The 25,167-nt window shown below is 65.2% G+C and carries 20 protein-coding genes; 9 read left to right on the top strand and 11 right to left on the bottom strand.

Annotated elements, in window-relative coordinates; translation table 11 throughout:
- Nucleotides 1–17: 17 nt before the first annotated feature.
- The 8 genes from GDH07_RS02585 to GDH07_RS02550 all read right to left on the bottom strand — a co-directional run bounded on the left by GDH07_RS02585 (nt 18) and on the right by GDH07_RS02550 (nt 14,451).
- Nucleotides 18–1,886, bottom strand: coding sequence for a c-type cytochrome (locus GDH07_RS02585; protein ID WP_152896620.1), 1,869 nt, complete (start codon nt 1,884–1,886; stop codon nt 18–20).
- A 58-nt stretch (nt 1,887–1,944) separates the two neighbouring features.
- Nucleotides 1,945–5,397, bottom strand: coding sequence for an alpha/beta fold hydrolase (locus GDH07_RS02580; RefSeq protein WP_152896619.1), 3,453 nt, complete (start codon nt 5,395–5,397; stop codon nt 1,945–1,947).
- A gap of 1,078 nt (nt 5,398–6,475) precedes the next feature.
- Entirely contained in the window at nt 6,476–7,246 is a 771-nt protein-coding gene (etfB, locus tag GDH07_RS02575; protein ID WP_152896618.1) for an electron transfer flavoprotein subunit beta, read from the bottom strand.
- A gap of 10 nt (nt 7,247–7,256) precedes the next feature.
- Nucleotides 7,257–8,480: an electron transfer flavoprotein subunit alpha gene (gene etfA, locus GDH07_RS02570; protein WP_152896617.1), complete on the bottom strand. Its 1,224-nt coding sequence runs from the start codon at nt 8,478–8,480 to the stop codon at nt 7,257–7,259.
- Nucleotides 8,480–10,453, bottom strand: a complete 1,974-nt coding sequence (gene dgcB, locus GDH07_RS02565) for a dimethylglycine demethylation protein DgcB (protein WP_152896616.1) — start codon at nt 10,451–10,453, stop codon at nt 8,480–8,482. The genes etfA and dgcB overlap by 1 nt, the downstream gene beginning before the upstream one ends.
- Nucleotides 10,454–10,656: 203 nt before the next feature.
- Nucleotides 10,657–12,717 (bottom strand): dimethylglycine demethylation protein DgcA, encoded by a 2,061-nt coding sequence (gene dgcA, locus GDH07_RS02560; protein ID WP_152896615.1) that lies wholly within the window; start codon nt 12,715–12,717, stop codon nt 10,657–10,659.
- A gap of 15 nt (nt 12,718–12,732) precedes the next feature.
- Entirely contained in the window at nt 12,733–13,263 is a 531-nt protein-coding gene (locus tag GDH07_RS02555; protein WP_022641515.1) for a DUF5943 domain-containing protein, read from the bottom strand.
- Between the two features lie 210 nt (nt 13,264–13,473).
- Nucleotides 13,474–14,451: a dipeptidase gene (locus GDH07_RS02550; RefSeq protein ID WP_009682902.1), complete on the bottom strand. Its 978-nt coding sequence runs from the start codon at nt 14,449–14,451 to the stop codon at nt 13,474–13,476.
- A gap of 342 nt (nt 14,452–14,793) precedes the next feature.
- On the opposite strand from GDH07_RS02550, the gene GDH07_RS02540 reads away from it, so the two are divergent.
- The 3 genes from GDH07_RS02540 to GDH07_RS02530 all read left to right on the top strand — a co-directional run bounded on the left by GDH07_RS02540 (nt 14,794) and on the right by GDH07_RS02530 (nt 16,820).
- Nucleotides 14,794–15,198, top strand: a complete 405-nt coding sequence (locus tag GDH07_RS02540; RefSeq protein ID WP_152896613.1) for a lysozyme inhibitor LprI family protein — start codon at nt 14,794–14,796, stop codon at nt 15,196–15,198.
- A gap of 143 nt (nt 15,199–15,341) precedes the next feature.
- Complete coding sequence (locus GDH07_RS02535; protein WP_152896612.1) at nt 15,342–16,259, top strand: LysR family transcriptional regulator; 918 nt, start codon at nt 15,342–15,344, stop codon at nt 16,257–16,259.
- Between the two features lie 144 nt (nt 16,260–16,403).
- Nucleotides 16,404–16,820 (top strand): DUF3010 family protein, encoded by a 417-nt coding sequence (locus GDH07_RS02530; protein ID WP_022641519.1) that lies wholly within the window; start codon nt 16,404–16,406, stop codon nt 16,818–16,820.
- 258 nt (nt 16,821–17,078) lie between these two features.
- Here the strand turns inward: GDH07_RS02530 and GDH07_RS02525 are convergent, their stop codons facing one another.
- The gene (locus GDH07_RS02525; RefSeq protein WP_152896611.1) at nt 17,079–18,026 is read right to left on the bottom strand and encodes a GlxA family transcriptional regulator; all 948 of its coding nucleotides are present in this window, start codon (nt 18,024–18,026) and stop codon (nt 17,079–17,081) included.
- Nucleotides 18,027–18,219: 193 nt separating this feature from the next.
- On the opposite strand from GDH07_RS02525, the gene GDH07_RS02520 reads away from it, so the two are divergent.
- The 5 genes from GDH07_RS02520 to GDH07_RS02500 all read left to right on the top strand — a co-directional run bounded on the left by GDH07_RS02520 (nt 18,220) and on the right by GDH07_RS02500 (nt 23,031).
- On the top strand, nt 18,220–19,164 hold the full coding sequence (locus tag GDH07_RS02520; protein WP_085594574.1) for a choline ABC transporter substrate-binding protein: 945 nt from the start codon (nt 18,220–18,222) through the stop codon (nt 19,162–19,164).
- Between the two features lie 89 nt (nt 19,165–19,253).
- Nucleotides 19,254–20,141 (top strand): 3-dehydrocarnitine:acetyl-CoA trimethylamine transferase CdhC, encoded by an 888-nt coding sequence (cdhC, locus tag GDH07_RS02515; RefSeq protein ID WP_085594572.1) that lies wholly within the window; start codon nt 19,254–19,256, stop codon nt 20,139–20,141.
- Nucleotides 20,142–20,318: 177 nt separating this feature from the next.
- Nucleotides 20,319–21,284, top strand: coding sequence for an L-carnitine dehydrogenase (locus GDH07_RS02510; protein WP_152896610.1), 966 nt, complete (start codon nt 20,319–20,321; stop codon nt 21,282–21,284).
- A gap of 84 nt (nt 21,285–21,368) precedes the next feature.
- Entirely contained in the window at nt 21,369–21,845 is a 477-nt protein-coding gene (locus GDH07_RS02505) for a thioesterase family protein (RefSeq protein WP_152896609.1), read from the top strand.
- Between the two features lie 25 nt (nt 21,846–21,870).
- A complete protein-coding gene (locus tag GDH07_RS02500) occupies nt 21,871–23,031 on the top strand; it encodes a gamma-butyrobetaine dioxygenase (protein ID WP_343038103.1) in 1,161 nt (386 codons plus the stop codon).
- Nucleotides 23,032–23,042: 11 nt separating this feature from the next.
- Here GDH07_RS02500 and GDH07_RS02495 read toward each other — a convergent pair whose 3' ends face one another.
- Both GDH07_RS02495 and GDH07_RS02490 read right to left on the bottom strand, forming a co-directional pair.
- Nucleotides 23,043–23,993, bottom strand: coding sequence for a TIGR03899 family protein (locus GDH07_RS02495; protein WP_152896608.1), 951 nt, complete (start codon nt 23,991–23,993; stop codon nt 23,043–23,045).
- A 230-nt stretch (nt 23,994–24,223) separates the two neighbouring features.
- Complete coding sequence (locus tag GDH07_RS02490; RefSeq protein ID WP_022641526.1) at nt 24,224–24,643, bottom strand: DUF4952 domain-containing protein; 420 nt, start codon at nt 24,641–24,643, stop codon at nt 24,224–24,226.
- A 253-nt stretch (nt 24,644–24,896) separates the two neighbouring features.
- Between GDH07_RS02490 and GDH07_RS02485 the strand changes: the two genes are divergently transcribed.
- Entirely contained in the window at nt 24,897–25,160 is a 264-nt protein-coding gene (locus GDH07_RS02485) for a hypothetical protein (protein ID WP_015637320.1), read from the top strand.
- The last annotated feature ends 7 nt before the right edge of the window (nt 25,161–25,167 follow it).

Raw genomic sequence — 25,167 nt, 5'->3', positions numbered from 1 at the left:
GGCACGGGTTGCTCGCCTCACAGGGTCTTCATGTATTCGATCAACTGCCATTTCTGCTGCTCGGAAAGCTGCGTGCCGTACAGGTGGCCGCCATTGCCGTTGCCTTCCAGGCGGGTGTCGTACTTGAAGTAGGCCGGCCCTTTCGGCGCCGGACCGCTGGTGATGAACCCGACCTTCTGCGGGTCGTAGATATCCGAGCCGGTGTAGAACACCTGGGGCCGTTGCTCCGGCGCCTGCAGCAGGTCCCACAGGCTGGGTACCGAGCCGTTGTGCAGGTAGGGCGCGCGCAGCCAGATGCCATCGGTGGGCGTGTTGCTGTAGCTCTGGGTCTTGCGATAGGCGCCAAAGTCGAAGGGCGGTTTCTTGAAGCCGTGGAAGGCCTGGACCAACCCGGTGGTGAAGGAATCCAGGCGATGCGGGTCGGTGCCCAATACCTGGATATCGGTGGTCACCTGGCCGGTGTCGGCCTTGCCGAAATCATGGCAACCGGCGCAATTGGCCTCCCACAGCGGTTTGCCCTGGGCCACCTTGGCCTGGTCGATGGCGAACGGCCAGGCCGGCGGCTTGTGCCCCAGCAGCCAGTTGGTGACCCGATTGAAGCTTGCCGGCAACACCGACTCCGGCGTCGCCCCCACGGCCATCGCCGCGGCGTAGTTGCGCTCGCGGATCTGGTTGTTGTTGCCATCCCAGTGCAGGTACATCGACTCCCGGGGCTTCTGGTTCCAGATCTGCGGCAGGTCCACGGTGCCGATGGTGGAGTCGTCGGGGAAACCGAACACCACCATCTTGGTCGGGTTGAAGGTGTCGGTGCGCCCCGGCCCCTGCGCCGGCCGCAGTTTCTGCCAGGCATAGGCCTGCTTCTGCTTGAGCAGCGCGCTCTTGGCCATGGGCATGATCAGGTAGCGGTTGTACAGGCGCTCGACCAGGCCCAACTGGAACTTGGCGTTGATCGCGTTCATCAGCGCATCGATGGTGAATTTCGGATCGCTGGCGCAATCGTAGGCGAACCACTGGAAGGCCTGGAGCTGCATCAGGTTGGCCGGGGCGGTGGGCACCACCTGGGACACATCGCCGGTACTGGCCCGGTAGGCCCCGGTATGGCACAGGGCGCAGTTGGGCTCCACCGTCGGGTAGCCCAGCTGCCGCTTGGCCATGCCCACCGGCAGGTCGCGGCCATTTTCATAGAGGAAGCCGAAGACCTCGTAGCCACCGGCCCGGGGCATCTTCTCCGGGCACAGCTGCGGCAGCACGGCGAACAGGTAGTAGGGAATCCGCGCCTCGATCCCCAGGCCGATGGCCGCGTACTTGAAGTGATCCTCGTCGGAGGCTTCCGGCGGTTGCGGCACCTCGCGCAGCATGTTGACCCAGGTTGCATAACCCACCAGCCCCAGGACCAGCAGTACCAGCAGGGTCGCCACGCGAAAGCCCTGCCGCCGCCACCGACTCTCCCAGCCCTGGCACCCGGCGTGCAGCCCGGCCTTGAGCAGGGCCCAGGGCCGATTGGCCGGGGCACTGCCCAGGTACAGCAAGATGCCCAGCACCAGGAACATGCCCAGGTCGCCCATGAGCATGGGCACGAACACCTGGGACTGGTTGCTGGTGTCGATCAGGTAGATCCAGAACACCACCGCCACCAGCCGCGACAGCACGCAGAGCCAGGAATGCACCACGTAGCGCGGCGCATTGAAGCCCGAGGGCATGTAGAACAGGCTGATGCCCACCAGCAGCATGCCGGCGTTCTCCAACCAGGGATCGGACAGCACCGGCGGCAGGCCGACCACGGCGGTCAGCAAGGCCGGGGCGAACAACGCCGGCAGGGCGAACACCATGTTCATGGCGATGCCCAGCCAGATGAAGCGTTGGAACCAGCGGATATATACGTTCATCCCTTTCACCCTCGCCTGGATATCCCTGAAGCCGCGGTTGCCGAGCGTACCGGGACGCTCAACCCAGGGCGGTTTTCTCCAGGTGCGCGAGGATCAGCGGGTACACATCCACCACCGCGTTCTGGCCGAAGATGCAGTCGATATGCCCGTAGCCCGGCACCACATGCCGGCTGAACAACTCGGGGCCATGCAACTGGCACAGGCGCTCGTAGGTCTTCTGGGTGCTCAGCGGCAGGTAGCACTGGTTGTCGGCGCCGCTGATGAAGCAGATCGGCAGCTTCAGCCGATCGAAATGCGGCATGTAGACGTCATGTCCCTTGAAGTCCACCAGGTGGCCCTTGCGGCAGATCAGCGCCAGGTGCTCGAAGGTCTGGATGTTGGACTCGCCGAACAGCTCGTGCAGGTTGTCGTGCAGGTTCTGGTTGAGGGTGTCGTGGCGATACAGCGAGGCGTACATGAAGGTGATGCGATGGCACACCGGGTTGGTGCAATAGCCCTGGGCCTCGATCCGCGCATAACCGTTGAGCGCCTTGTCGTAGAGCTTGTTGAACCAGCTTTCCTTGCTGTCGGCATAGGCCGTCAGCGACTTGATGCCGATGGCGTCGAGCATGCCCGGCAAGTGCAGCCCGGCCTTGATCCCGGTGGCGGTGGCCACCACGGTGTCGGCGGCGATCTGCGAGCAGACCACCGAACGCACATGCTCCAGGCCCGCCAGCAGCGACATGAAGAAGGTGGTGGCGCCATAGCAGTGCACCACGCATTGCACGTCCCGGGCGCCGGTGGCCTCGCGGACCTGGGCGATGGCGGCCTTGAAGTCGTAGGCGGCGATCTGGTCGCCATTGCATTCCTGCTTGCTGGCCGGCAACAGGATGCTGACCCGGAAATCCAGGAGCCAGACGTCATAGCCGTACTTGCACAGGTACTCCAGCAAGTTGGTCTGGATGGTGTCGGTGGAGAAGATGTTGGAACCCACGCCCAGGCCATGGACCAGCATCACCGGGCCCTTGCCGCCGGCCCGGTAGCGGGTCAGGCGCAGTTGCACGTGGTCTTCGGTCTCGAAGAACTGCACGCTCGGCACCGGCGCGGCCAGCGGCCGCTTGACCCGCGGCGGAGCGTCGGGATTGAAGTAGATATCGCCGGCGAACACCCCACCGTAGCTTTCCCAGAGAATCCCGGCGAAGAACTTGCCGAAACGCGCCAGGGCCTCGATGCGCTCACGCTCGTTGCGGGCGTTGAGCACCTTCATGGTGGTCATCTGCCGGGCGAAATCCGCAGGCTGGATGTGCATCACTCCCGAGCCCAGCACCGGCCCATTCTTGTCCTGGCCCCGGTACAGGGTCACGTAGAGGGTGCTGGTATCGGGCCAGATGTTCAGCACGCCGTGGTCCTCGGGCACGGTCTTGAAGGCGCTGAAGTAATAGTCGCTACCGTCCTCGGCGCAAAGGCGCATGTCGTAGTTCATGTGCCGCACGCCCACTTGCTGCTGGTATTGCTCGAACAGGTTGAACACCCCATGGCTGGCCACCAAAGGCTGAGGCGACAGCATCGGCGCCTCCAGGGTGCCCACCAGCGTTGCGGCGTGCTCGGGCTCCTTGATCATCCGGTTGAGGTCGGCGGCGGTGATGGTCAGGGTGAACTCGATGGACGAGTTCTGTTCTTCGCCGCGCTTGGCCGCTGCTTGATAGAGCGCCAGGTCGGTGCCCTGGGGCTGGGTGAAGGCCGTGGAGAAGAAACCCTTCATGGTCTCGGTGAACTGCACGCCCAGGGTCGGCGCCGCAGCCGGCTTGCCAGGGGCCGAGGGCAGGCGGTAGTCGATCTTCCAGCCGCGATCCTCGGCCAGCAGTTGCATGGTGCGCTCGCTCACCGCCGAGATGGTCAGCAGTGGATTGACCGCCAGGGAGGTAGGGATCACCGCGCCATCGGCCACATAGAGCCCGGGATAGACATCGGTGCCCTGGGTGCCGCTGAACACCTGGCCCTTGTGGTTGACCACGCCCTGGCCCGCGTCCTCGCCCATCACGCAGCCGCCCAGGGGATGGACCGAGACGATGCTGTGCTTGAGCAGCTTGGTCCAGATCGGGTTCTCCACCCAGACCCCGCCCAGGGCGCGGGTGCTCTGGTGCAGGCGCTCGTTGCCCAGCACCACGTTGGGTTGCTCGCCCACCCCCGGCCAGTCGATGCGCAACTGGTCCTGGGCGTCCAGCAGCATGCGCCCGCGACCGTTGTCGTGGCTCATGATCAGGTAGGTCTGCATGTTGTGCAGGGCGCCATGGTAGGGCCCGCGCAAAAAGCTTTCGGCCTCGCGCTCCTTGTAGCCCAGCTTGCCGCTCAAGCTGTTGTCGGTGGCCTGGCCCAGGGTGCTGGCGAACAGCGCCATGCTCGGCACCATGGCCTGGCCGAGGGCGCCAGGGATCGAGCCCTCCTCGATGACCATGCGGCTGGTGCGGTCGCCTTCGGTGCGCATGTCGATCACCGAGGTGATGCATGGGCCCACGGGTTTCAACTCGCTGGCCGGGTGAGTGCCGAAGCCGATGCCGTTGATCGGTTGCTCGCAGTTGTGGCCAAAACCGAGGATGTCGCCGTTGCCGCTCATGTGCTCGCCCAGTTGGGCCGAAGTGGCCAGGCCCTTGGCCCGCGAACGCAGGAGGATCTCGGTGGAACCCAGGGTGCCGGCGGACAGCACGACGATATCGGCCTTGACGAACAGGGTCGGCGCCGAGAACTTCTCGCGACCGCTGTCCAGGTACTGGAAGTGCACGATCCAGCCGTCGCCGTCGCGCTCCAGGTGGCGCACCTGGGCCTGGCAGAAAATCTCGGCGCCATGGTTACAGGCGTCGGGCAGATAGTTCATCAAGGTGGTGTTCTTGGCCTTGTTGTTACAGCCCGAGACGCAGTCGCCGCATTGGTTGCAGGGCAGTTGCTCGACCCCGACATGGTTGAGGTTGTTGGGCAGCTTGTTGAAGGTCACGTTGATCGGCGGCTTGTAGAAATGCGCGCCCTGCTTGAGGTAGTCCGCAGACTTGCGGTGCGCCTTGAGCTTGTCCAGGGCCGGCGCCGAATCGGGATAGGGATTGGGCTTGAGCATCTCCCGGGCCAGGGCGAAGCCTTGCTTGAGCAAGGTATCGCGGTGGTCGCGCACCGCCTGGGGCCAGCGTGGGTCGTCGAATACCCCGGGCTCGGGTTCCAGGGCGACGTTGGCGTTGATCAACGAAGTGCCGCCCAGGCCACAACCCACCACCACGTTCTGCTGGGCGTTGACATGCAGGTCGAACAAGCCGGTGCGCGAACCGATATGCCCATCGGGATCGTGCACCTGCAATTCCTCGGTGGCGCTGACCAGGGTGTTGGGAAACTCCCCGGGGCGAATCTCCCGCCCACGCTCCAGCAGGCACACCCGGCGCCCGGCCCGGGACAATCGCGAAGCGGCGATGCCGCCGCCATAGCCGGAGCCGATGACGACGACGTCGTAGTGTTCCTGGATCTCGCTGATGGGGGTGGCGATCCGAGTCATGGCGGGGTTCCTCTCAGGCAGATGGGGCGACTCTCATGGCCGCTTCCTTCAGGTGAAGCCGATCACGCAGGCAGCCGCACGGACCGGCCGCTGCGCCAGAAACGCAAACCGTGGAAAATCAGGGTCGGGATCGAACAGCCGCTGGGGCTATAGACGTGCGCGCTGGTTGGCGGCACGGCGGCGGGTGCGCCGGGGGAAGGTCCCGCTGCTGGAAGCCTGTGATGAACGACAATCCATTGCCTGCGCTCCCTGGACCGGATGTGGATAAGTGACGAACCGGTCCCAGTGGCATCAGTCAAGTCAGGCCGCTTGCCACTGTCAAGGCGGGCATTAGAACTGTATGAAATTTGATCTATTGCCGTACACGCTATGAATTACAAGGCCCGTAGCGGTTGGCGAACAACTTATCCACACCTTGGCCCACAGCAATTGTGGGCAAGTGCACCGGGGATGGGGATATTTCCTCGGGGATTCCCAGGAAAATCCATGGGTTAGGCAAAAACAAGCGTTTGACACGCTCCTGATCATTTTTTGAACAAAACCCTGTAAGCCTTGCTGTACATGGCCTACAGCGCGAGGCGAACACCTTATCCACAGATCGGCCAACAGACTTTGGGGGCAACTACAGCCGCTGCCCGCGATTTCTGTGGAAAAGCCCTCCAGGCCAGGAAAATTCCGCCTTGCAAGCGCCAGGACAGGGCCAGGATCACGATTTGGGTGTTTTTTGATCAGTTCGCGCCAAGCCTTGTCCTGCAAGGGCTACAGCCCTGAGCGAACATCTTATCCACAAAAGCGCCAACAGACTTTGGGGGCAACTGCTGTGCACAACTGCCCCCTGATGAGTCCGACACCGCGGAAAAAAGCCAGGAAAAACCACAAGTTAGCCTGATCAAATTTCGTACAGATGGCTGCGGGGCTTGTTCTGCATGGGCTGGAGCAAGGCGCGAACATCTTATCCACAGAGCCGCGCACAGGGATTGTGAGTAACCGTGCAAACTGGACTGCAAGCCAGGCCCCCGCAGGAGCAGCCGGTCGACGCTCGATTGCTCACAATAGCGCTAGTACGACCGGTGCAGCCCTAGCGGAGCACCCCTTCCTCCAGCAACAACTTGAAGATGGCCTCGGCCCCGGCTTGCGCGCTGACCTCCTTGAGTACCTGGCCGGTACCGCCGCTGGCCTTGGCGGTGGCGGCCTTCATGCGGTCGGCGCCGCTCTTGGCCTTGATCACCTTCAAGCGCTTGGGCCTTGGCCTGGCCGGCTGCAGGCTGGCGCCGGTGAACAACTCGTCCTCCACCACCATGACCTGGTCGGCGCGCAACATCCCGCGCCGTGCCGGGCCATAGGCACTCTGGCGAGGCTTGGGCGCGGCGTTATCCACAGTGGCGAGGAACGGCAGGCGCACCTTGAGCCGACGCCGCTGGCCCCGGGGCAAGGCTTGCAGCACATGGGCCACGCCATCTTCCAGGGATTCCACCTCGGCCAGCCCCACCACCAGCGGCCAGCCCAGGTTCTCGGCCAGCAGGAACGGCAGCATGCCCGAGCCTTCACCGGTTTCCGCCTGGCTGCCGGTCAACACCACCTGGGCCCCGGCATGGCGCAGGTACTGGGCCAAGGCTGGCAAGGCATCGGCGCCGGCCGGCTGCTCCAATACATGCAATTGCTCCAGGCCCATGCCCAGGTAGGCGCGCAGGGCCGGCTCGGCGGCGTCGCCGGCGTGCAGCACCTGCAGTTGTCCACCGGCCAATTGCAGGCCCAGTTCCACGGCCCGGGCATCCTGTTCGGCACGCCGTGGCCGACCGGAGGTCGGATGCGCGCCGATGGAGACCAGGCTGATCACGTTGCTGTTCATAAGGGTTCCCTCAAGCCGCATCGCGCTTGGCGGCGCTGCGGTAGGCTTCGACGGCGGCGATCAGCGCCTCGAGGATCGCGGCGCTGTCGCCGATCACCGCCAGGTCGGCGCGCTTGATCATGTCGCAGCCCGGGTCCATGTTGATCGCCACCACCTTGTCGCAAGCGCCGATGCCCTGCAGGTGCTGGATCGCCCCGGAGATCCCCACAGCCACGTAGACCCGCGCGGTCACCCAGGTACCGGTGGCCCCCACCTGGCGGTCGCGGGGCATGAAGCCGTCGTCCACCGCCACCCGCGAGGCGCCCTCGGTGGCCCCCAGGGCCTGGGCCGCGCGATGGAACAGTGCCCAGTCCTTGACCCCGTTGCCCCCGGACAGGATGAACTCGGCCTCGGCCATGGGAATCGCCGCCGGGTCCACCGCCACTGCGCCCAGATCCTCGATTCGTGCCAGGCTGCGGGCCACGCTTGTGGATAACTCCACCGGCAAGGCTTCGTGACGGGTTTCGCTGACCGGCTCGGCACATTCGGCCGCCGCCAGGATCAGCCGTGGCAGAGGCCGTGCCAGATCCTCCAGGCCCGCACCGGCGCGGCCGATGCATTGCCCTTCCTTGACCTGCCAGACCCGGGTCGCCGGGCGTTCGCCCAGGGCCGCGGCAAAACGCCGGCCCAATTCGCCACCGCCACTGCGGCTGTCGGGCAGCAGCCAATGGCGCGGGTTGAACTGGTTATCCACAGCCCGCAGGCCCTGGACCCGTTGCTCCGGTGCATAACCGTCGAACTCGCTGCCCGGCAGCACCAGCAGGCGGTCGACCCCGGCCGTGGCGAAATTCGATTCCTTGTGCTCGCCGAACACCACCGCCAGCACCGCGCCGTCCTGGCCAGCCAGTTGCCGGGCCAGGCCCAGCAAGTCGCGGTCGTGGCTGCTCAGGCGGCCGCCGACCATGTCCGGCACCACGTTGATGTAGAACGCTGGCTGCGCCAGCTGGTGCAGCGGTAGTTGCACCTCGACCGCCGCCGTGCGCTTGTGGCTGCTGCCACCTTGCTGGGCGCCGCTGCGATCGATGCGCTTGAGCCCGTTGGGGCCGACGAAACCCATGCCGTGGGGGTTCTTGCGCACCAGGCCATTGGGGCCCATCCAGCTGTGCTGCGCCGGTTGCATGGCCGCATGCAGCGGGTGCAGGCGGTTGCGGGCGATCCATTCGGCGCGGGGATCGCGGCGGATAATCTCGCTCATCAGTGCACCTCCGCAGGTTCGGCTTTCACCACTGGTGCCTTGCTCGGGGCCGCGCTTTCCAGCAGGGCCTCGGCCACCAGTTCGGCGATGTCCTTGATCATCGGCCGGGGCTCCACCACCCCTTCGAGCATTGCCGTGCATTGCGGACAACCCACCGCCACCAGCTCGGCGCCGGTCTCGCGGATGTCCTCCATGCGCATGTCGGGAATCCGCTGCTTGCCGGGAATGTCGGTGATCGGCGCACCACCGCCACCGCCACAACAGCGGGAGCGCAAACCCGCGCGCTGCATTTCCTTGACCTCGATCCCCAGGGCGCGCAGCACCTGGCGCGGGGCTTCGTACTCACCGTTGTAGCGGCCCAGATAGCAGGGGTCGTGATAGGTCACGCTGCCACCCTTGTGCCGGCCAAGATCGAGTTGGCCGGCGGCGATCAGCTCGGCGATGTAGGTGCTGTGGTGCTGTACCTGGTAGTCACCGCCCAGGGCGCCGTATTCGTTTTTCAGCACATGGAAGCTGTGGGGATCGCAGGTGACGATGCGCTGGAACTGGTACTTGGCCAGGGTCTGGATATTGCGCCGAGCCAGTTGCTGGAAGGTCGCCTCGTCGCCCAGGCGCCGGGCCACGTCGCCACTGTCGCGTTCTTCCAGGCCCAGCACGGCGAAATCCACGCCCGCGGCCTTCAGCACCTTGACGAAGGCCCGCAGGGTACGCTGGTTGCGCATGTCGAAGGCGCCGTCGCCGACCCAGAACAGCACCTCGGTGCTCTTCACTTCAGGCAGCAGCTTGAGGTTGAGGTCGGCCGCCCAGTTCATCCGCCCCCCGGGGTTGAAACCGCCCGGGTTGTCGGTGGCGATCAGGTTCTCCAGCACCTCGGCGCCCTTGTTCGGCGTGGCGCCTTTTTCCAGGGTCAGGTGGCGGCGCATGTCGACGATGGCATCGACGTGCTCGATCATCATCGGGCATTCCTCGACGCAGGCCCGGCAGGTGGTGCACGACCACAGAGTCTCGGCATCCACCAGGGCCTTGCCCTGCAGCGCGACGATCGGCAGGTGCGGGCCACCGTGGTGTTCGCCCAGCGGCTGGCCGCGACCGTCGAGGGACGGATAGGGGCTGCCGGCGAAGTGGGCATCGCTGCCACCGGCCAGGCCGACGACCATGTCCTGGATCAGCTTCTTGGGGTTCAGCGGCTGGCCGGCGGCGAAGGCCGGGCAAGCCGCCTCGCACTTGCCGCACTGCACGCAGGCATCGAAGCCCAGCAGCTGGTTCCAGGTGAAGTCCACGGGTTTCTCCACGCCCAGGGGCGCGCTGGGGTCTTCCAGGTCCAGCGGCTTGAGGCCGGTGGAGCGACCGCCGCCGAAGCGTTCGGCACGCCGGTGCCAGGCCAGGTGCAGGGCACCGGCGAAGGCGTGTTTCATCGGCCCGCCCCAGGTCATGCCGAGGAACAGCTCCGACACACCCCAGAGCACGCCCAGCGCGAGGATCGCCGCCAGCAGCCAGCCACCGAACTGCTCGGGGAGGATCCCGGCCACCGGCAGGGTCACCAGGAAGAAGCTCGCGGAAAACGCCAGCAGGCTCTTGGGCAGGCGCATCCACGGGCCCTTGGACAAGCGCGACGGCGGGTTGCGCCGACGCCGGTAGACGAAGATCGCCCCCACGAACATCAGCGCCGACATCAGCAGCAAGGCATAGGCCAGCACGCGGTTGTGCAGGCCGAAGCCGTGCACCAGCAGCGCCAGGACGATGGAAGCCACAGCGCCACCGGCGGTGGCCACGTGGGTGTTGGCGATGTACTTGTCGCGGGCCACCACATGGTGCAGGTCCACCATGTAGCGCCGGGGCATGGCCAGCAGGCCGCCGACCAGGTCGACCTTGGAGGCTCGCCCCCGGCGCCACATGGCCGCGCGCCGCAACGCGCCGAGGACCGCCAGGCCCAGGGCAGCGAACAGCAGGATGGGAAGAAGGGTATTCAACATCACAGTCACCTTAAGGTCAGCTGCAAGCGGCTAGCTTCAAGCGGCAAGAAAAAACAAGGCTGAGCATTCGCTCTGGCTGGCCGCTCAAAACCTGCAACGGCGGCTAAAAGTCCTTACAGAACGCCAGGGGCAAGCGACAAGCAAAAGCACTGCCGAACACCTGCTTCAACTTGCCGCTTGCAGCTTGAAACTTGTCGCTGCCGTCAAAAGTCCTTGCACAGGCGCAGGGCGTCGTAGATCGCGGCATGGGTGTTGCGCTGGGACACGCAATCGCCGATGCGGAACAGCAGGTAGCCGTCGCCCGCTTCGCCCAGGCAAGGCTGCGGCTTGATCGCGAACAACGCCTCGACGTCGATCTGGCCCTTGTTGCGCGAGCCGTCCTTGAGCCCGTAGTACAGCGCCTCGTCGGGGCGCACGCCGTTCTCCACCACCACCTGGTCCACCACCCGCTCCTCGCGGGCGCCGGTGTATTCGTTCTCCAGTACCGCCACCAGCTTGTCGCCCTCGCGGTAGACCTTCTCCAGGGTCAGGTCCCCGGTCATGATCACTTCCTTGGGGTACAGGCTGCGGTAGTAGGTGGGGAACGAGGTGCCGCCGATGGCGATGCCGGGCTTGATGTCATCGGTGACGATCTCCACCTGCGAGCCCTTGTCGGCCAGGTAGTCGGCGACCGACATCCCGGTGAATTCGCAGATGGTGTCGTACACCAGCACGTTCTTGCCCGGAGCGACCCGGCCATCGAGGATGTCCCAGCTGCTGACCACCAGCCCTTCGGCGGCGCCCCAGTGTTCGTTCTGCTCGATGAACGGATGGCCACCCACCGCCAGCACCACCACGTCGGGGCGCAGGTCGAGGATGGTCGCCGCGTCCGCCGCGGTACCCAGGCGCAGGTCGACCTTCAGCCGCGCCAGCTCCAGTTGGTACCAGCGGGTGATGCCGGCGATCTGGTCGCGCTGCGGAGCCTTGGAGGCGGTGGTGATCTGTCCGCCGATCGCCTCTTTCTTCTCGAACAGGGTTACGTCGTGGCCGCGCTCGGCCGCCACCCGGGCAGCCTCCATGCCCGCAGGACCGGCGCCGACCACCACCACCTTGCGCTTGGCGCCGTTGGTCTTCTCGATGATGTGCGGCACGCCCATGTATTCACGGGAAGTGGCGGCGTTCTGGATGCACAGCACGTCCAGGCCCTGGTACTGGCGGTCGATGCAGTAGTTGGCACCCACGCACTGCTTGATCTGGTCGATCTGGCCCATCTTGATCTTGGCGATCAGGTGCGGGTCGGCCATGTGCGCGCGGGTCATGCCGACCATGTCGACGTAGCCGCCCTCGAGGATGCGCGTGGCCTGGTTCGGGTCCTTGATGTTCTGCGCGTGCAGCACCGGGACCTTGACCACTTCCTTGATGCCCGCCGCCAGGTGCAGGAACGGCTCCGGCGGGAAGCTCATGTTGGGGATGACGTTGGCCAGGGTGTTGTGGGTGTCGCAACCGGAACCGACCACGCCGAGGAAGTCGAGCATGCCGGTGTCGTCGTAGTACTTGGCGATCTGCTTCATGTCCTCGTGGGACAGGCCATCGGGGTGGAATTCGTCGCCGCAGATGCGCATGCCGACACAGAAATCGTCGCCGACCTCGGCGCGCACCGCCTTGAGCACCTCCAGGCCGAAGCGCATGCGCTTCTCGAAGGTGCCTCCCCATTCGTCGGTCCGCTTGTTGACCCGCGGGCTCCAGAACTGGTCGATCATGTGCTGGTGCACCGCCGACAGCTCCACGCCGTCCAGGCCACCTTCCTTGGCGCGACGGGCGGCTTGGGCGTAGTTGCCGATCACTCGCCAGATTTCTTCCACCTCGATGGTCTTGCAGGTGGCGCGGTGCACCGGCTCACGGACCCCGGACGGCGACATCAGGGTCGGCCAGTTGAAGCCGTCCCAGCGCGAGCGCCGGCCCATGTGGGTAATCTGGATCATGATCTTGGCGCCGTGCTTGTGCATGGCGTCGGAGAGGTTCTGGAAGTGCGGGATGATGCGGTCGGTGGACAGGTTCACCGAGCTCCACCATTCCTGGGGGCTGTCGATGGCCACCACCGAGGAGCCACCGCAGATCGCCAGGCCGATGCCGCCCTTGGCCTTTTCCTCGTAGTACTTCACGTAGCGCTCGGTGGTCATGCCGCCGTCGGTGGCGTAGACCTCGGCGTGGGCGGTACTGAGCACGCGGTTGCGGATGGTCAGTTTGCCGATCTGGATCGGCTGGAACATCGCTTCGAAAGCCATTGTCTTGAACTCCGCTTACAACGCTTTGACGACGAACAGGCCGTCGTCGTGCCCTTCTTCGGAACCACCGTAGACTTGCTCTGCCACGGTGCGGATCTTGCTGCCACGGGCCGCCAGGATCTGGTCCATGGCGCCGGCGAACCAGCCGGTGAACATGTAGTCCACCTTGCGCCCGCACTTGCCGTAGACGTAGACGAAGGCCGAGTGCTCGAGCTTGACGCTGGCGGTGCCCTGGTCGAGGTCGATGTCCTGGATCTTGAACAGGCCCCAGCCGCGCTGGGAGAGACGCTTCATGTAGTGCTCGAACACCGCCACGCCTTCCAGGCCATGGCATTGGGCTTCTTTCTCGCACCAGTGCCAGGCGGACTTGTAGCCGGCCTTGTAGAGGATCTCGGCATAGGCGTCGGCACCCAGCACTTCCTCGATGCCCATGTGGTTGTTGACGAAGAAATGCCGCGGCACGTACAGCATCGGCAGGGCATCGGACGTCCAGACGCCGGTCTCGCTGTCGACTTCGATGGGCAGTTGCGGGGCGATCTTGGCCATGGAAACTTGACTCCAGAAATTCATTCTTGGCTTGGCAAAGCCTTGGCTTTGCATGGAAAAAATTCGCGTGAATACCGCTGGAGCCGTCGTGAGCACACCGAGAGCAAGGAGTCCCGCAGCGACAGGCGAGGGCAGTACGCATGTACGGCGAGCCTGTCGCGAGGACGCGACGCTGCTATCGGTGGGCGCAGCAGGCTCCGGGGGTGTTCATCACTCGCCCCAGACGTCCTTGAGTACATTCACCCAGTTCTCGCCCATGATCTTGCGCACCACGCGCTCGGAGTGGCCGCGCTTGAGCAGGGTCTCGGTGAGGTTGGGGAATTCGCCCACGGTACGGATGCCCAGCGGGTTGATGATCTTGCCGAAGTTGGTCAGGCGCCGGGCGTAGCCCTTGTCGTGGGTCAGGTACTCGAAGAAGTCCTGGCCGTGGCCCTGGGTGAAGTCGGTGCCGATGCCGATGGCGTCTTCACCGACGATGTTCATGGTGTACTCGATGGCCTCGGCATAGTCGTCGATGGTCGAGTCGATGCCCTTGGCCAGGAACGGCGCGAACATGGTCACGCCGACGAAGCCGCCGTGGTCGGCGATGAACTTCAGTTCGGCATCGGACTTGTTGCGCGGGTGTTCTTTCAGGCCCGAAGGCAGGCAATGGGAGTAGCAGACCGGCTTCTTCGATTCGAGGATGACTTCCTCGCTGGTCTTGGAGCCGACGTGGGACAGGTCGCACATGATGCCGACGCGGTTCATCTCGGCGACGATCTCGCGGCCGAAACCCGACAGCCCGCCGTCGCGCTCGTAGCAGCCGGTGCCCACCAGGTTCTGGGTGTTGTAGCACATCTGCACGATGCCCACGCCCAACTGCTTGAACACGTCCACGTAGGCGATCTGGTCCTCGAAGGCGTGGGCGTTCTGGAAGCCGAAGAGGATGCCGGTCTTGCCCAGTTCCTTGGCCTTGCGGATGTCGGCGGTGGTGCGCACCGGCATCACCAGGTCGCTGTTGTCGCGGATCAGCTTCTGGCTGGCGGCGATCTGGTCGACGGTGGCCTTGAAGCCCTCCCAGACCGACACCGTGCAGTTGGCTGCGGTCAGGCCGCCCTTGCGCATGTCCTCGAACAGTTCGCGGTTCCATTTGGCGATGATCAATCCGTCGATAACGATGCTGTCGGCGTGCAGTTCGGCTGGGCTCATCAGGCTGTCCCCTTTTATCTGGCGATTCCTGCGCCGAATCGTCTGCCGGCGCTTTGGGGCCAGCATATGCCTGAGGACCAGGGCGCCCCGGTGCAAAAACGACAGGGGGTTTGCCGAAAGCGTCAAGCGCCGACGAAGCGCCATGCCAGGCTCCGCGAAAACCGCGCCAGAGCAGACACGAACAGGCGCGAAAGCACAGCCCAGGGGCCTGGGAGGGCATCGCCTGCTGGGCCTGGGCGGGAGTTTTCACGCGGCCCGGGGCAGGCTCTGTTCTTTGCTCGAACCTTGGGCCAGAATTCGCCGCTTCAACCAAGGCTTCACCGGATTAGAGGCAGCGCTGCAATGAAGAAACCGATCTTCCTGGCCCTGATACTGCTGGCGAGCGGCGCCCAGGCTGCCGAAGAGGCCGACGGCTCGCCCTGCGACGGCGTGGAAAACGACGTGCAGACCCTGGAGTGCGCGACCTATAACAGGACCACCGCCGAGCAACTGCTCAATGACAACGTGCAGAGCCTGCTGGAACGCCTGGGCACTTTGTATGGCAACGACAAGGCCCAGTTGGGCGACATCACCGCCAAGGTCAAGAACGCCCAGCAGCTGTGGCAGAAGCAGCGCGACGCCGACTGCGCCGTGGAATCCTTCCCGGCCAAGCCCGGCAGCAAGGCCTACAACATCGCCAGCAACGATTGCCTGGCGCGCATGAGCGACGAGCGTTCGGAGTTCATCGAGTCCATCACCCAGGAGTGATCCCCTGGCGCCGATCCGGGGACGCGCCAGCGTCCCCGCCCCTTCGCGAGCCGCAAGGCTGTGCTTGAATACCCTGCAAAGCCTGGACTGCCAGCCTGTTCAACGCAGGGCCAGGGGCTCTTGCCCAGGGATTGGGGGACACCATGGATTTTTCACTGGATCAGCTGCAGATGTTCGTCCAGGCCGCCCGCACCGGCTCGTTCTCGGCCGCCGCGCGCCGGCTGGGCAAGACCCAGTCCACCGTCAGCCTGGCCATCGCCAACCTGGAGGACGACCTGAAGGTGGAGCTGTTCGACCGCAGCACTCGCAGCCCGGCGTTGACCGCCACTGGTCGGAAAATCCTGCTGCAGGCCGAGGCGGTGCTGGAACGCTGCCAGGACCTGCAAGCCAGCGCCGATGGCTTGTCCCAGGAGCCGGAGCCGCAACTGACGCTGGCGATCCAGGCCCCTTGCGGCCCACTGCTGCCGCTGCTGCGCGAGTTCGAGCAGGCTTTCCCCCAGGTTGACCTGCTGCTGCGCCAGCCTCACTCCAGCAGTGCCAGTGAACTGGTAGCCCGGGGTGAGGCAGCACTCGGCCTGGCCCCCTCAGCGCCTGGTTATCCCCAGGCGCTGGAGTTCCAGCAAGTGGGCCGCTTGCACCTGGTGCATGCCTGCCGCCCGGATCATCCCCTGGCGCAGCGCAACCCTCTGAGCGCCGACGATTTGCAGCAGCACCGGCGCCTGTGCGCCTCCAGCCTGCCCAGCCAGCAGCCCCCCAGCAGCGAGTACCTGCGTTGCCTGCGGTTGTGGCAGGTACAGGACCAGCACGCACTGCTGGAAATGCTGCGTGCCGGGCTCGGCTGGGCCGCCCTGCCCCGGCAACTGGTCCAGCGCGAGCTGGCCAGGGGCGAACTGGTGGAACTGCACCTGGCCGACCCGTTCCACGGCGACTGGCAGATAGGCGTCGATCTGCTCTGGGCACGCCAAAGCCCCCTGGGCCAGGCCGGTACCTGGCTCAAGGAGCGCCTGCTGCACAGCCGGGTGTACGAAGTGGACCGTCGCGGACCGCCACCCGCCCGCTAGAGAGAGGGGCAACAAAGGGACAAGCTTCTGTCGTGGAGGAAATACAAGTCTCGGCCGCGCCGCGGCATTCGGCATTCGGCATTCGCGCCGACCAGCTGGAGCTGTAAGCTGCGCGCCAGCCAACGACTTTCACAAGGATTCCCCATGAGCATTTGCGGTATCGAGATCAAGGGCAGCGAAGCCATCTTCGCCCTCGCCTCCCTGCAAGGCGGCACGCTTGAACACCAGGCCATCGCCGTGAAGAAGATCGCCCTGGAAGATGACGATGAAGCGGCCAACGTGCGCACCTTCGCCGCCCAGGTGCGGGATTTTGTCCGCGAGCAGGGCATCACCCGGATCGCCATCAAGAAGCGCAGCAAGAAAGGCGAGTTCGCCGGTGGCCCCACCACCTTCAAGATCGAGGGCGTGTTCCAGTTGCTGGAGAATTGCGAGGTGACCCTGCTGTCGCCCCAGACCCTCACCGCCCAGCACAAAAAGCACGGCTACGAGCTGCCGGCGAGCCTCAACAAGTACCAGCACGAGGCCTACAAGGCAGCCTGCGCGGCGCTGCTGAAGAAGTAGTCCGCGTATCTGTAGAAGCGAGCGGGCGGCGATCCGACTGGCCCGCGATGGCGTACGGCCTGACCCTATGGGTTGCCTGCATCGCGCGCCCGCTTCGCGCCCACCAACAGGGCAGCTCAGAGCCTGCTCAAGGTCTAGCGAGCGACGTTCAGGCCAGGCAAAAATGCCTGAGAAAGCGCAATTCAGGGTCCTGATTGAGCATTTCAAAGCCTTTTTTAACGCCCCATGGGCTAAGCGCAGCAGATCGTGGACAGGCTCTCAGGCCTTCTGGCTGTGTTGTCGGTCCTCCCGGGGGCAGCGAGTGAACCGCGCGCGGTAGCTGCGGGTGAAGTAGGACGGCGATTCGAAACCGCAGGCGATGCTCACTTCCAGCACGCTCAGGTCGCTCTGGCGCAATAACTGGCGGGCCTTGTCCAGGCGCAGCCCGAGGTAGAAATTGCTCGGCGTGTCGTTGAGGTGCAGGCGGAACAGGCGCTCCAACTGGCGCCGGGTGATTTTCACCGACTCGGCCAGGGCCAGGGTGCTCAGGGGCGGCTCGCTGTGCCGCTCCATCTCGCCGATCACCTGCACCAGTTTCTTGTTGTTGATGCCGTAGCGGCTGGCGACCTCCATGCGCTGGTGGTCCTTGCGCGGACGGATGCGCCCCAGCACGAACTGCTCGCTGACCTGGATCGCCAACTGCGGGCCGTGGGCCTGGCCGATCAGGTCGAGCATCATGTCGATGGACGCCGTGCCGCCAGCCGAGCTGATGCGCCGGCGGTCGATCTCGAACAGTTCCTGGGTGACGCTCAGCTGTGGATAAGACTCCTTGAAGGCGTCGATCGCTTCCCAGTGCAGGGCCACCCGGTGCCCTTCCAGCAGCCCGGCCTCGGCCAGCACCACGCTACCGGTGTCGATCCCGCCCAGGGTCACCCCTTCCCCATCCAGGCGCCGCAGCCAGTGCTCCAGGGCCGCACCGAAGGACCGCAGCGGCTCGAACCCGGCCACCACCAGCAAGGTAGCGCCCTTCTTCAACGGCTCCAGCGCGGCATCGGCGTTGACCGACATGCCGTTGCTGGCCAGCACCGCCCCGCCATCCACACTCAACACATGCCAGCGATACAGCCCGCCGCGAAAGCGGTTGGCCACCCGCAAAGGCTCGATGGCCGAGATGAAGCCGATGGCCGAGAACCCCGGCAACAGCAAGAAGTAGAAATCCTGGGACATGGGACGCACTCGGAGGACGGGCGGCGTGGCCATTGTGATACGCCGTTTCCCGGGTGGCTTCAAGACGCGAGGTCGCTGCAGTGCAAGAGCCGGTCGCCGCTGTGCGTTTTCGCAACCCGCCAGCTGCGTAACGTGGCATCACCGGCGCACGAAGACGCCGGGCCCACAATAACGACCTGCCGAGGAAACCCTCATGAAACGACTGATCAGCCGTTGCGTCCTGGCTCTTAGCGGTACCCTCCTGTTCAGCTCCGGAACCATGGCCGCCGATGCCGCCAGTTGCCAGAACGTGCGCCTGGGCGTGGTCAACTGGACCGACGTGATCGCCACCAGCGCCATGGCCCAGGTCCTGCTCGACGGCCTCGGCTACAAGACCAAGCAGACCAGCGCCTCGCAGCAGATCATCTTCGCCGGCATCCGCGACCAGCGCCTGGACCTGTTCCTGGGCTACTGGAACCCGCTGATGACCCAGACCATCACCCCGTTCGTCGAGGCCGGCCAGGTCAAGGTCCTCGACCAGCCCAGCCTGAAAGATGCCCGCGCCACCCTCGCCGTGCCCACTTACCTGGCGGACAAGGGCCTGAAGAGCTTCGCCGACATCGCCCGCTTCGAGAAGGAGCTGGGCGGCAAGATCTACGGCATCGAGCCCGGCTCCGGCGCCAATACCCAGATCAAGGCGATGATCGCCAAGAACCAGTTCGGCCTCGGCAAGTTCCAGCTGGTGGAGTCCAGCGAGGCCGGCATGCTCGCCGCGGTGGACCGCGCGGTACGGCGCAAGGAGGCGGTGGTGTTCTTCGGCTGGGCGCCGCACCCGATGAACGTCAACGTGCAGATGACCTACCTCTCCGGCAGCGACAACGCCCTGGGGCCCGATGAAGGCCGGGCCACGGTCTGGACGGTCACGGCCCCCAGCTATGCCCAACAGTGCCCCAATGTCAGCCGGCTGCTGGCCAACCTGACCTTCAGCGCCGAGGACGAGAGCCGCATGATGCAGCCGCTGCTGGACCACAAGGACGCCCTGGAATCCGCCCGGCAGTGGCTCAAGGATCACCCGCAAGACCAGCAGCGCTGGCTCGACGGGGTGACCACCTTCGACGGCAAGCCGGCCATCGAGCACCTGCAACTGACCCGCCAATGACCTGAAGACCTGTGCCCTCGCGCCGCCCGCCAGGGCCGCGCACGGCAGCGCCACGCCCCCAGCAAACACGCCTGTAAGGAAATTGCACCATGAACCACGACGTCATCATCACTTGCGCACTCACCGGGGCCGGCGATACCACCGCCAAGAGTCCCCATGTACCCATCACCCCCAAGCAGATCGCCGCCGCCGCGGTAGAAGCCGCCAAGGCCGGGGCCACCGTGGTCCACTGCCACGTCCGCGATCCGCAGACCGGCAAGTTCAGCCGCGATGTGGCGCTGTACCGCGAAGTCATGGAGCGCATCCGCGAAGCCGACGTCGACATCATCGTCAACCTCACCGCCGGCATGGGCGGCGACCTGGAGATCGGCCCGGGGGAACGCCCCACCGAGTTCGGCCCCAATACCGACCTGGTCGGCCCGCTGGCGCGCCTGGCCCACGTCGAGGCGCTGCTGCCGGAGATCTGCACCCTGGACTGCGGCACCCTGAATTTCGGCGACGGCGACACCATCTACGTCTCGACCCCGGCCCAACTGCGGGCCGGCGCCAAGCGTATCCAGGAACTGGGGGTGAAGGCCGAGCTGGAGATCTTCGATACCGGCCACCTGTGGTTCGCCAAGCAGATGATCAAGGAAGGCCTGCTGGACGACCCGCTGTTCCAGCTATGCCTGGGCATTCCCTGGGGCGCCCCGGCCGATACCACCACCATGAAGGCCATGGTCGACAACCTGCCGCCGGACGTGGTCTGGGCCGGCTTCGGCATCGGCCGCATGCAGATGCCGATGGCCGCCCAGGCCGTGCTGCTGGGCGGCAACGTGCGAGTCGGCCTGGAAGACAACCTGTGGCTGGACAAGGGCGTGCTGGCAACCAACGGCCAGTTGGTGGAGCGCGCCAGCGAGATCCTCAGCCGCCTGGGAGCACGGGTCCTGACTCCGGCCGAGGGCCGCCGGAAGATGGGCCTGAACAAGCGCGGCTGACCATTCCGGCCTTGTACAAGGCTGCGCACGGCGGCAACACAGCCGCCACAACAGCAACCATGGGTTACCTGGCACACCGCGCCGTCCGGCTTCACGACGGCTAAGCCGCCGGACGCAGCCTCGCAGGCTCGGCAGCGGCTACAGATACCTCCATTTTTTGACCATCAGGACATTGCCATGCGTTTTATCACCGACATCAAGACCTTCGCTGCCCTGGGCAGTGGCGTGATCGGCAGCGGCTGGGTAGCCCGCGCCCTGGCCCATGGCCTGGACGTGGTGGCCTGGGACCCGGCTCCAGGCGCCGAGGCAGCGTTGCGCCAGCGGGTGGCCAATGCCTGGGGCGCACTGCAGCAGAACGGCCTGGCGCCCGGTGCCTCCCAGGACCGCCTGCGTTTCGTGGCGACCATCGAGGAATGCGTGCGTGACGCGGACTTCATCCAGGAAAGCGCCCCGGAACGCCTGGAACTCAAGCTGGAGCTGCACAGCAAGATCAGTGCGGCGGCCAAGCCCGATGCGCTGATCGGCTCCAGCACCTCGGGGCTGCTGCCCAGCGAATTCTACGAAGGCTCGACCCACCCGGAACGCTGCGTGGTGGGCCACCCGTTCAACCCGGTGTACCTGCTGCCGCTGGTGGAGGTGGTGGGCGGCAAGCGCACCGCGCCAGAGGCCGTGCAAGCGGCGATCCAGGTCTACCAATCCCTGGGCATGCGCCCGTTGCACGTGCGCAAGGAGGTTCCGGGGTTCATCGCCGACCGCCTGCTCGAGGCCCTGTGGCGCGAAGCCCTGCACCTGGTCAACGACGGGGTGGCGAGCACCGGCGAGATCGACGATGCGATCCGCTTTGGCGCCGGCCTGCGCTGGTCATTCATGGGCACCTTCCTCACCTACACCCTGGCGGGCGGGGATGCCGGCATGCGCCACTTCATGGCCCAGTTCGGCCCGGCGCTGCAACTGCCCTGGACCTACCTGCCGGCCCCGGAGCTGACCGACAAGCTGATCGACGACGTGGTCGAAGGCACCGCCGAGCAGTTGGGCACGCACAGCATCGCCGCCCTGGAGCGCTATCGCGACGACTGCCTGCTGGCGGTGCTGGAGGCGGTGAAGGACACCAAGGCCAGGCACGGCATGAGTTTCAGCGAATAACGCCTCCTGCAAGCCACTGCCGGGCGCCTTGGAGCCTTCGGCAGCGGCCCCGGGATTCCACTGCCCCTTGCCCGAGCCCCTGCCATGCCTGCACTGACTACCTACAACACCCGCATCAGCGCCGACTGGGTCGACTACAACGGCCACTTGCGCGACGCCTTCTACCTGCTGATCTTCAGCTACGCCACCGATGCCCTGATGGACTGCCTGGGGCTGGACAGCGACAACCGTGAGGCCAGCGGCCACTCGCTGTTCACCCTGGAACTGCACCTGAACTACCTCCACGAAGTGAAGCTCGGCACCGAGGTGCAAGTACGCACCCAGATCATCGGCCACGACCACAAGCGCCTGCACCTGTACCACAGCCTGCACCAGGCCGATGACGCCCGGGAGCTGGCCGGCAACGAACAGATGCTGCTCCACGTCGACCTCGCCGGGCCGCATTCGGCGCCGTTCACCGACGCCGTGCGGCAACGGCTTGCGGCCCTGCAAACCGCACAGGCGGACCTGCCACCTCCGGCCTGGATCGGCCGGGTGATCGGCCTGCCCGCGCAGAAGTAACCCCCAACCCGAAAAGGAGATCGCCGTGCACACCGCCGCCTTTGCCGACTACCGCAGCTATCCGTTGATCAGCGCGCTGGCCACCGTCCAGGCCTTGCCGGACCAGGTCCTGGTGCAGTGGGCCGACGGTCGCTGGAGCCCCTTCCACCACCCCTGGCTGCGGGACAACTGCTCCTGCCCCCAATGCGTCTATCCGGTGACCCGCGAGCAGGTGCTGGAGATCCTCGATGTGCCCGAGGACCTGGCGTGCTCCAGCGCGCAAATCGACCACCAGGGTTGCCTGCAAGTGATCTGGCAGGATGGCCACCAGAGCCGTTTCGACCCAGGCTGGTTGCGGGCCCACGCCTATGACCCGCAGTCGCGGGAGGAGCGCCGCGTGGCCAGGGCCCACAGCCGGTTATGGGACAACAGCCTGCAACTGCCGGTCTTCGAATACCAGGCGGTGATGGACGATCCCCAGGCGTTGTTGCAATGGCTGTTGGCGGTGCGCGATATCGGCCTGACCCAGGTCCGGGGGGCGCCGACCGAACCCGGGGCGCTGGCAGCGATTGCCCGACGGATCTCGTTCATCCGTGAAAGCAACTTCGGCGTGCTGTTCAACGTGCAATCCAAGGCCGATGCCGACAGCAATGCCTACACCGCCTTCAACCTGCCGCTGCACAGCGACCTGCCCACTCGCGAGCTGCAACCGGGCTTGCAGTTCCTGCACTGCCTGGTGAACGACGCGGCGGGCGGCGAGAGCATCTTCGTCGACGGTTTCGCCATCGCCGAGGCCCTGCGCCGGGAAGACCCCGAGGCGTTTCGCACCCTGAGCGAAATCCCCGTGGAATTTCGCAACAAGGATCGCCACAGCGACTATCGCTGCCTGGCGCCGATCATCGCCCTGGACGCCCTGGGCCAGGTGGCGGAGATCCGCATGGCCAACTTCCTGCGCGCCCCCTTCGATGCACCACCAGAACAGATGCCCCGCCTGTACCACGCCTATCGAAACCTGATCGCCCTGACCCGCCAGGCGCGCTTTCGCCTGGTGCGGCGCCTGGAACCGGGGCAGCTGTGGTGCTTCGACAATCGACGTACCCTGCATGCGCGCAATGCTTTCGACCCGGCCAGTGGCGCCCGGCACTTCCAGGGCTGCTACATCGACCGTGACGAACTGCTGTCCAGGATCCTGGTGCTGCAACGCTGAGCGGCCAACGCTCAGGGACGGTCGATCAGTTCGACCTTGGCGACCTTCTGCAACTTGTCCTGGAGCAACTCGACGTACTTGGGGTTCACCTCCTCATCCACGAGCTGGTAAAGCTCGGCGCCCACGCCGGTGAAGTTGATGAAGGCCAGGGTCGACTTGTTCTTCAACACTTCAACCCGCAAGGACTTCGAGTAGAGGTCGAAATCCAGCACGGTGGCCGCTGGCAGATCGGAAATGCACAGTTCCTTGGCATGGATCAGGCCCAGTGCCTGGAGTGCGAGCTGGTCTGTAAGGGGAATGCCACAGCGGTGCAATTCCAGGTCTTGAAAATCGATGTCTGCCAGGGCATTGAACCAGCGCAGCTTGCGTCGGCCATTGACCAGGACCACCGGGGCACTGCCCTTGCCCAGCTTGCTGGCGATCGCGCACAACTTGCGAAAAGCGTTCGCTTCGGCGGCGGTCATGCTCTTGAGAACGTCCATCGCACGCACGGAAAAACTGCCCGGATTGCCCACTTCCAGGGACAGGATCCTGGCCCAGAGCGCCTGCATCTGCTGCGAGGAGATCTTCTGCGCACGCTCGACGAAGTCGGTCAGCCAATCCTGGTCGACACTTTGCTCGTCCGCCGACTCGGGAGGGTTTTCCAGGGCCTGGGCAAAGATCCGCTCGAGGTTTTCCTGCTTCAACAGCTCCTGGTGCAACCTGCGCTTGGCGCTGCGCCGGGCCAGCTCTTCCTCATGCTGGAGCATCACCGAACGGCGCTGGTGGTCCGCCGCCAGCAACGCCTCTTCACGCTGGATTTCCGCTTCGGTCGTGGCCTGGCCCAGCTTCAGCACGCTATAGGCCTGGGCATCGGCATCACGACGCAGGCCGATGGGCCGGTACAGGTGGCCGCAGCCGTTGGAAATCGTCTCGATCAGCTTGTTCAGTACCTTGTCCGACACTGGCGCTTCCTCATCCATGGGCAATCTCGCGAAAGTTGAACCAGGCGCACTATCGCATAACCGCCAAGCGCATAAAAAAGCCCCGATCAAGCCGTGACAGGATCGAGGCAGGGACTACTGCTGAGGAGCTGCGGTGAGAAGGTGACCAAACCGTTCTGCCGTTAGCTGGCTCCAGTCTGCCCACTCTGCCCGGGCGCCGATTAGCCGAATGCGACCTGCCCATAGGTAAAAGGGCCATCGCGGACGCTTCAAGGCTCCTCGGTGTACAGCACTACCCTCACATGGAAGTAACCGATCTTGTCCCAGTCTTCCCGGCGGTTATAGGGCGTTTCTTCGGAACCCATGCCCAGCTCGTAGCGGCGGCCGCTGGCCAGGCTCCGATAGGAGCTGGAGCCCTGGGTCTCCCAGCCACAGCAGACGAACTTCAAGTCGCTCATGTCCCCGGTGAGGCGCTGCAGGTAACGCTCCACTGCGTGGGCATGCCGGCCTTCGACTCGGTAGGCGGCGATCAACGGCGCGCCCTGCTCCTGGGGCACGGACTCACAACCGACAAACTCGAGGACCTTAGGAGGATCGGCGTCGGCCCGCAGAAAGTCGGCACACTCTGGGCCCGCCCAGGCCCCACTGGAAAACCCCCATGCCAGGGCCCCTGCTAGCAGCACTTTCATCGATTCCTGCTCCATGGTTTGCGGATCGGCGGCCACCCGTCGGTCGCTGGTGCAGGATACCTGTGGTCGACGTTTGCAGTGACGGTTTCTGCGACCTGGCGGCGAGGCATTCAGGCAAGTCCACGGGGCCGACTTAGCCGAAAACGACCTGTTCATAGGTAAACGGGCCATCGCGACAATCTGCCCTTGCCGCCACCCGGACGCCCTACCAGAATCGGCTGGCGACTCCACTCCCTGAACAAGGACAAGCGCCATGATGCATGCGGATTTGATTGACCAGGACGACCTGCTGGGGCAACTCCGGGCCCTGGGTTTCGAGATGCCCGCAGGCGCCAGTGCCGAGCAGGCCTGCGAATGTGCGGTTCGGGGGCTGAGCGATGCCCGGGCCAAGGCCCTCAAGGGCATGGTCGAGCAGATGCTCACCGGCAACGCGACCATTCTTCCTGCCGTGCGCCAGGCCATCGATCGCCAGTTGCTGCCGGCCCTGGCCGAGTACCAACAGCAAAAACGCGCCTGAATCGCCC

Source organism: Pseudomonas piscis (assembly GCF_009380155.1).
Taxonomy (GTDB): domain Bacteria; phylum Pseudomonadota; class Gammaproteobacteria; order Pseudomonadales; family Pseudomonadaceae; genus Aquipseudomonas; species Aquipseudomonas piscis.
The sequence above is the reverse complement of the archived record's forward strand: the minus strand, read 5'-3'. Positions and strand labels throughout refer to the sequence as shown.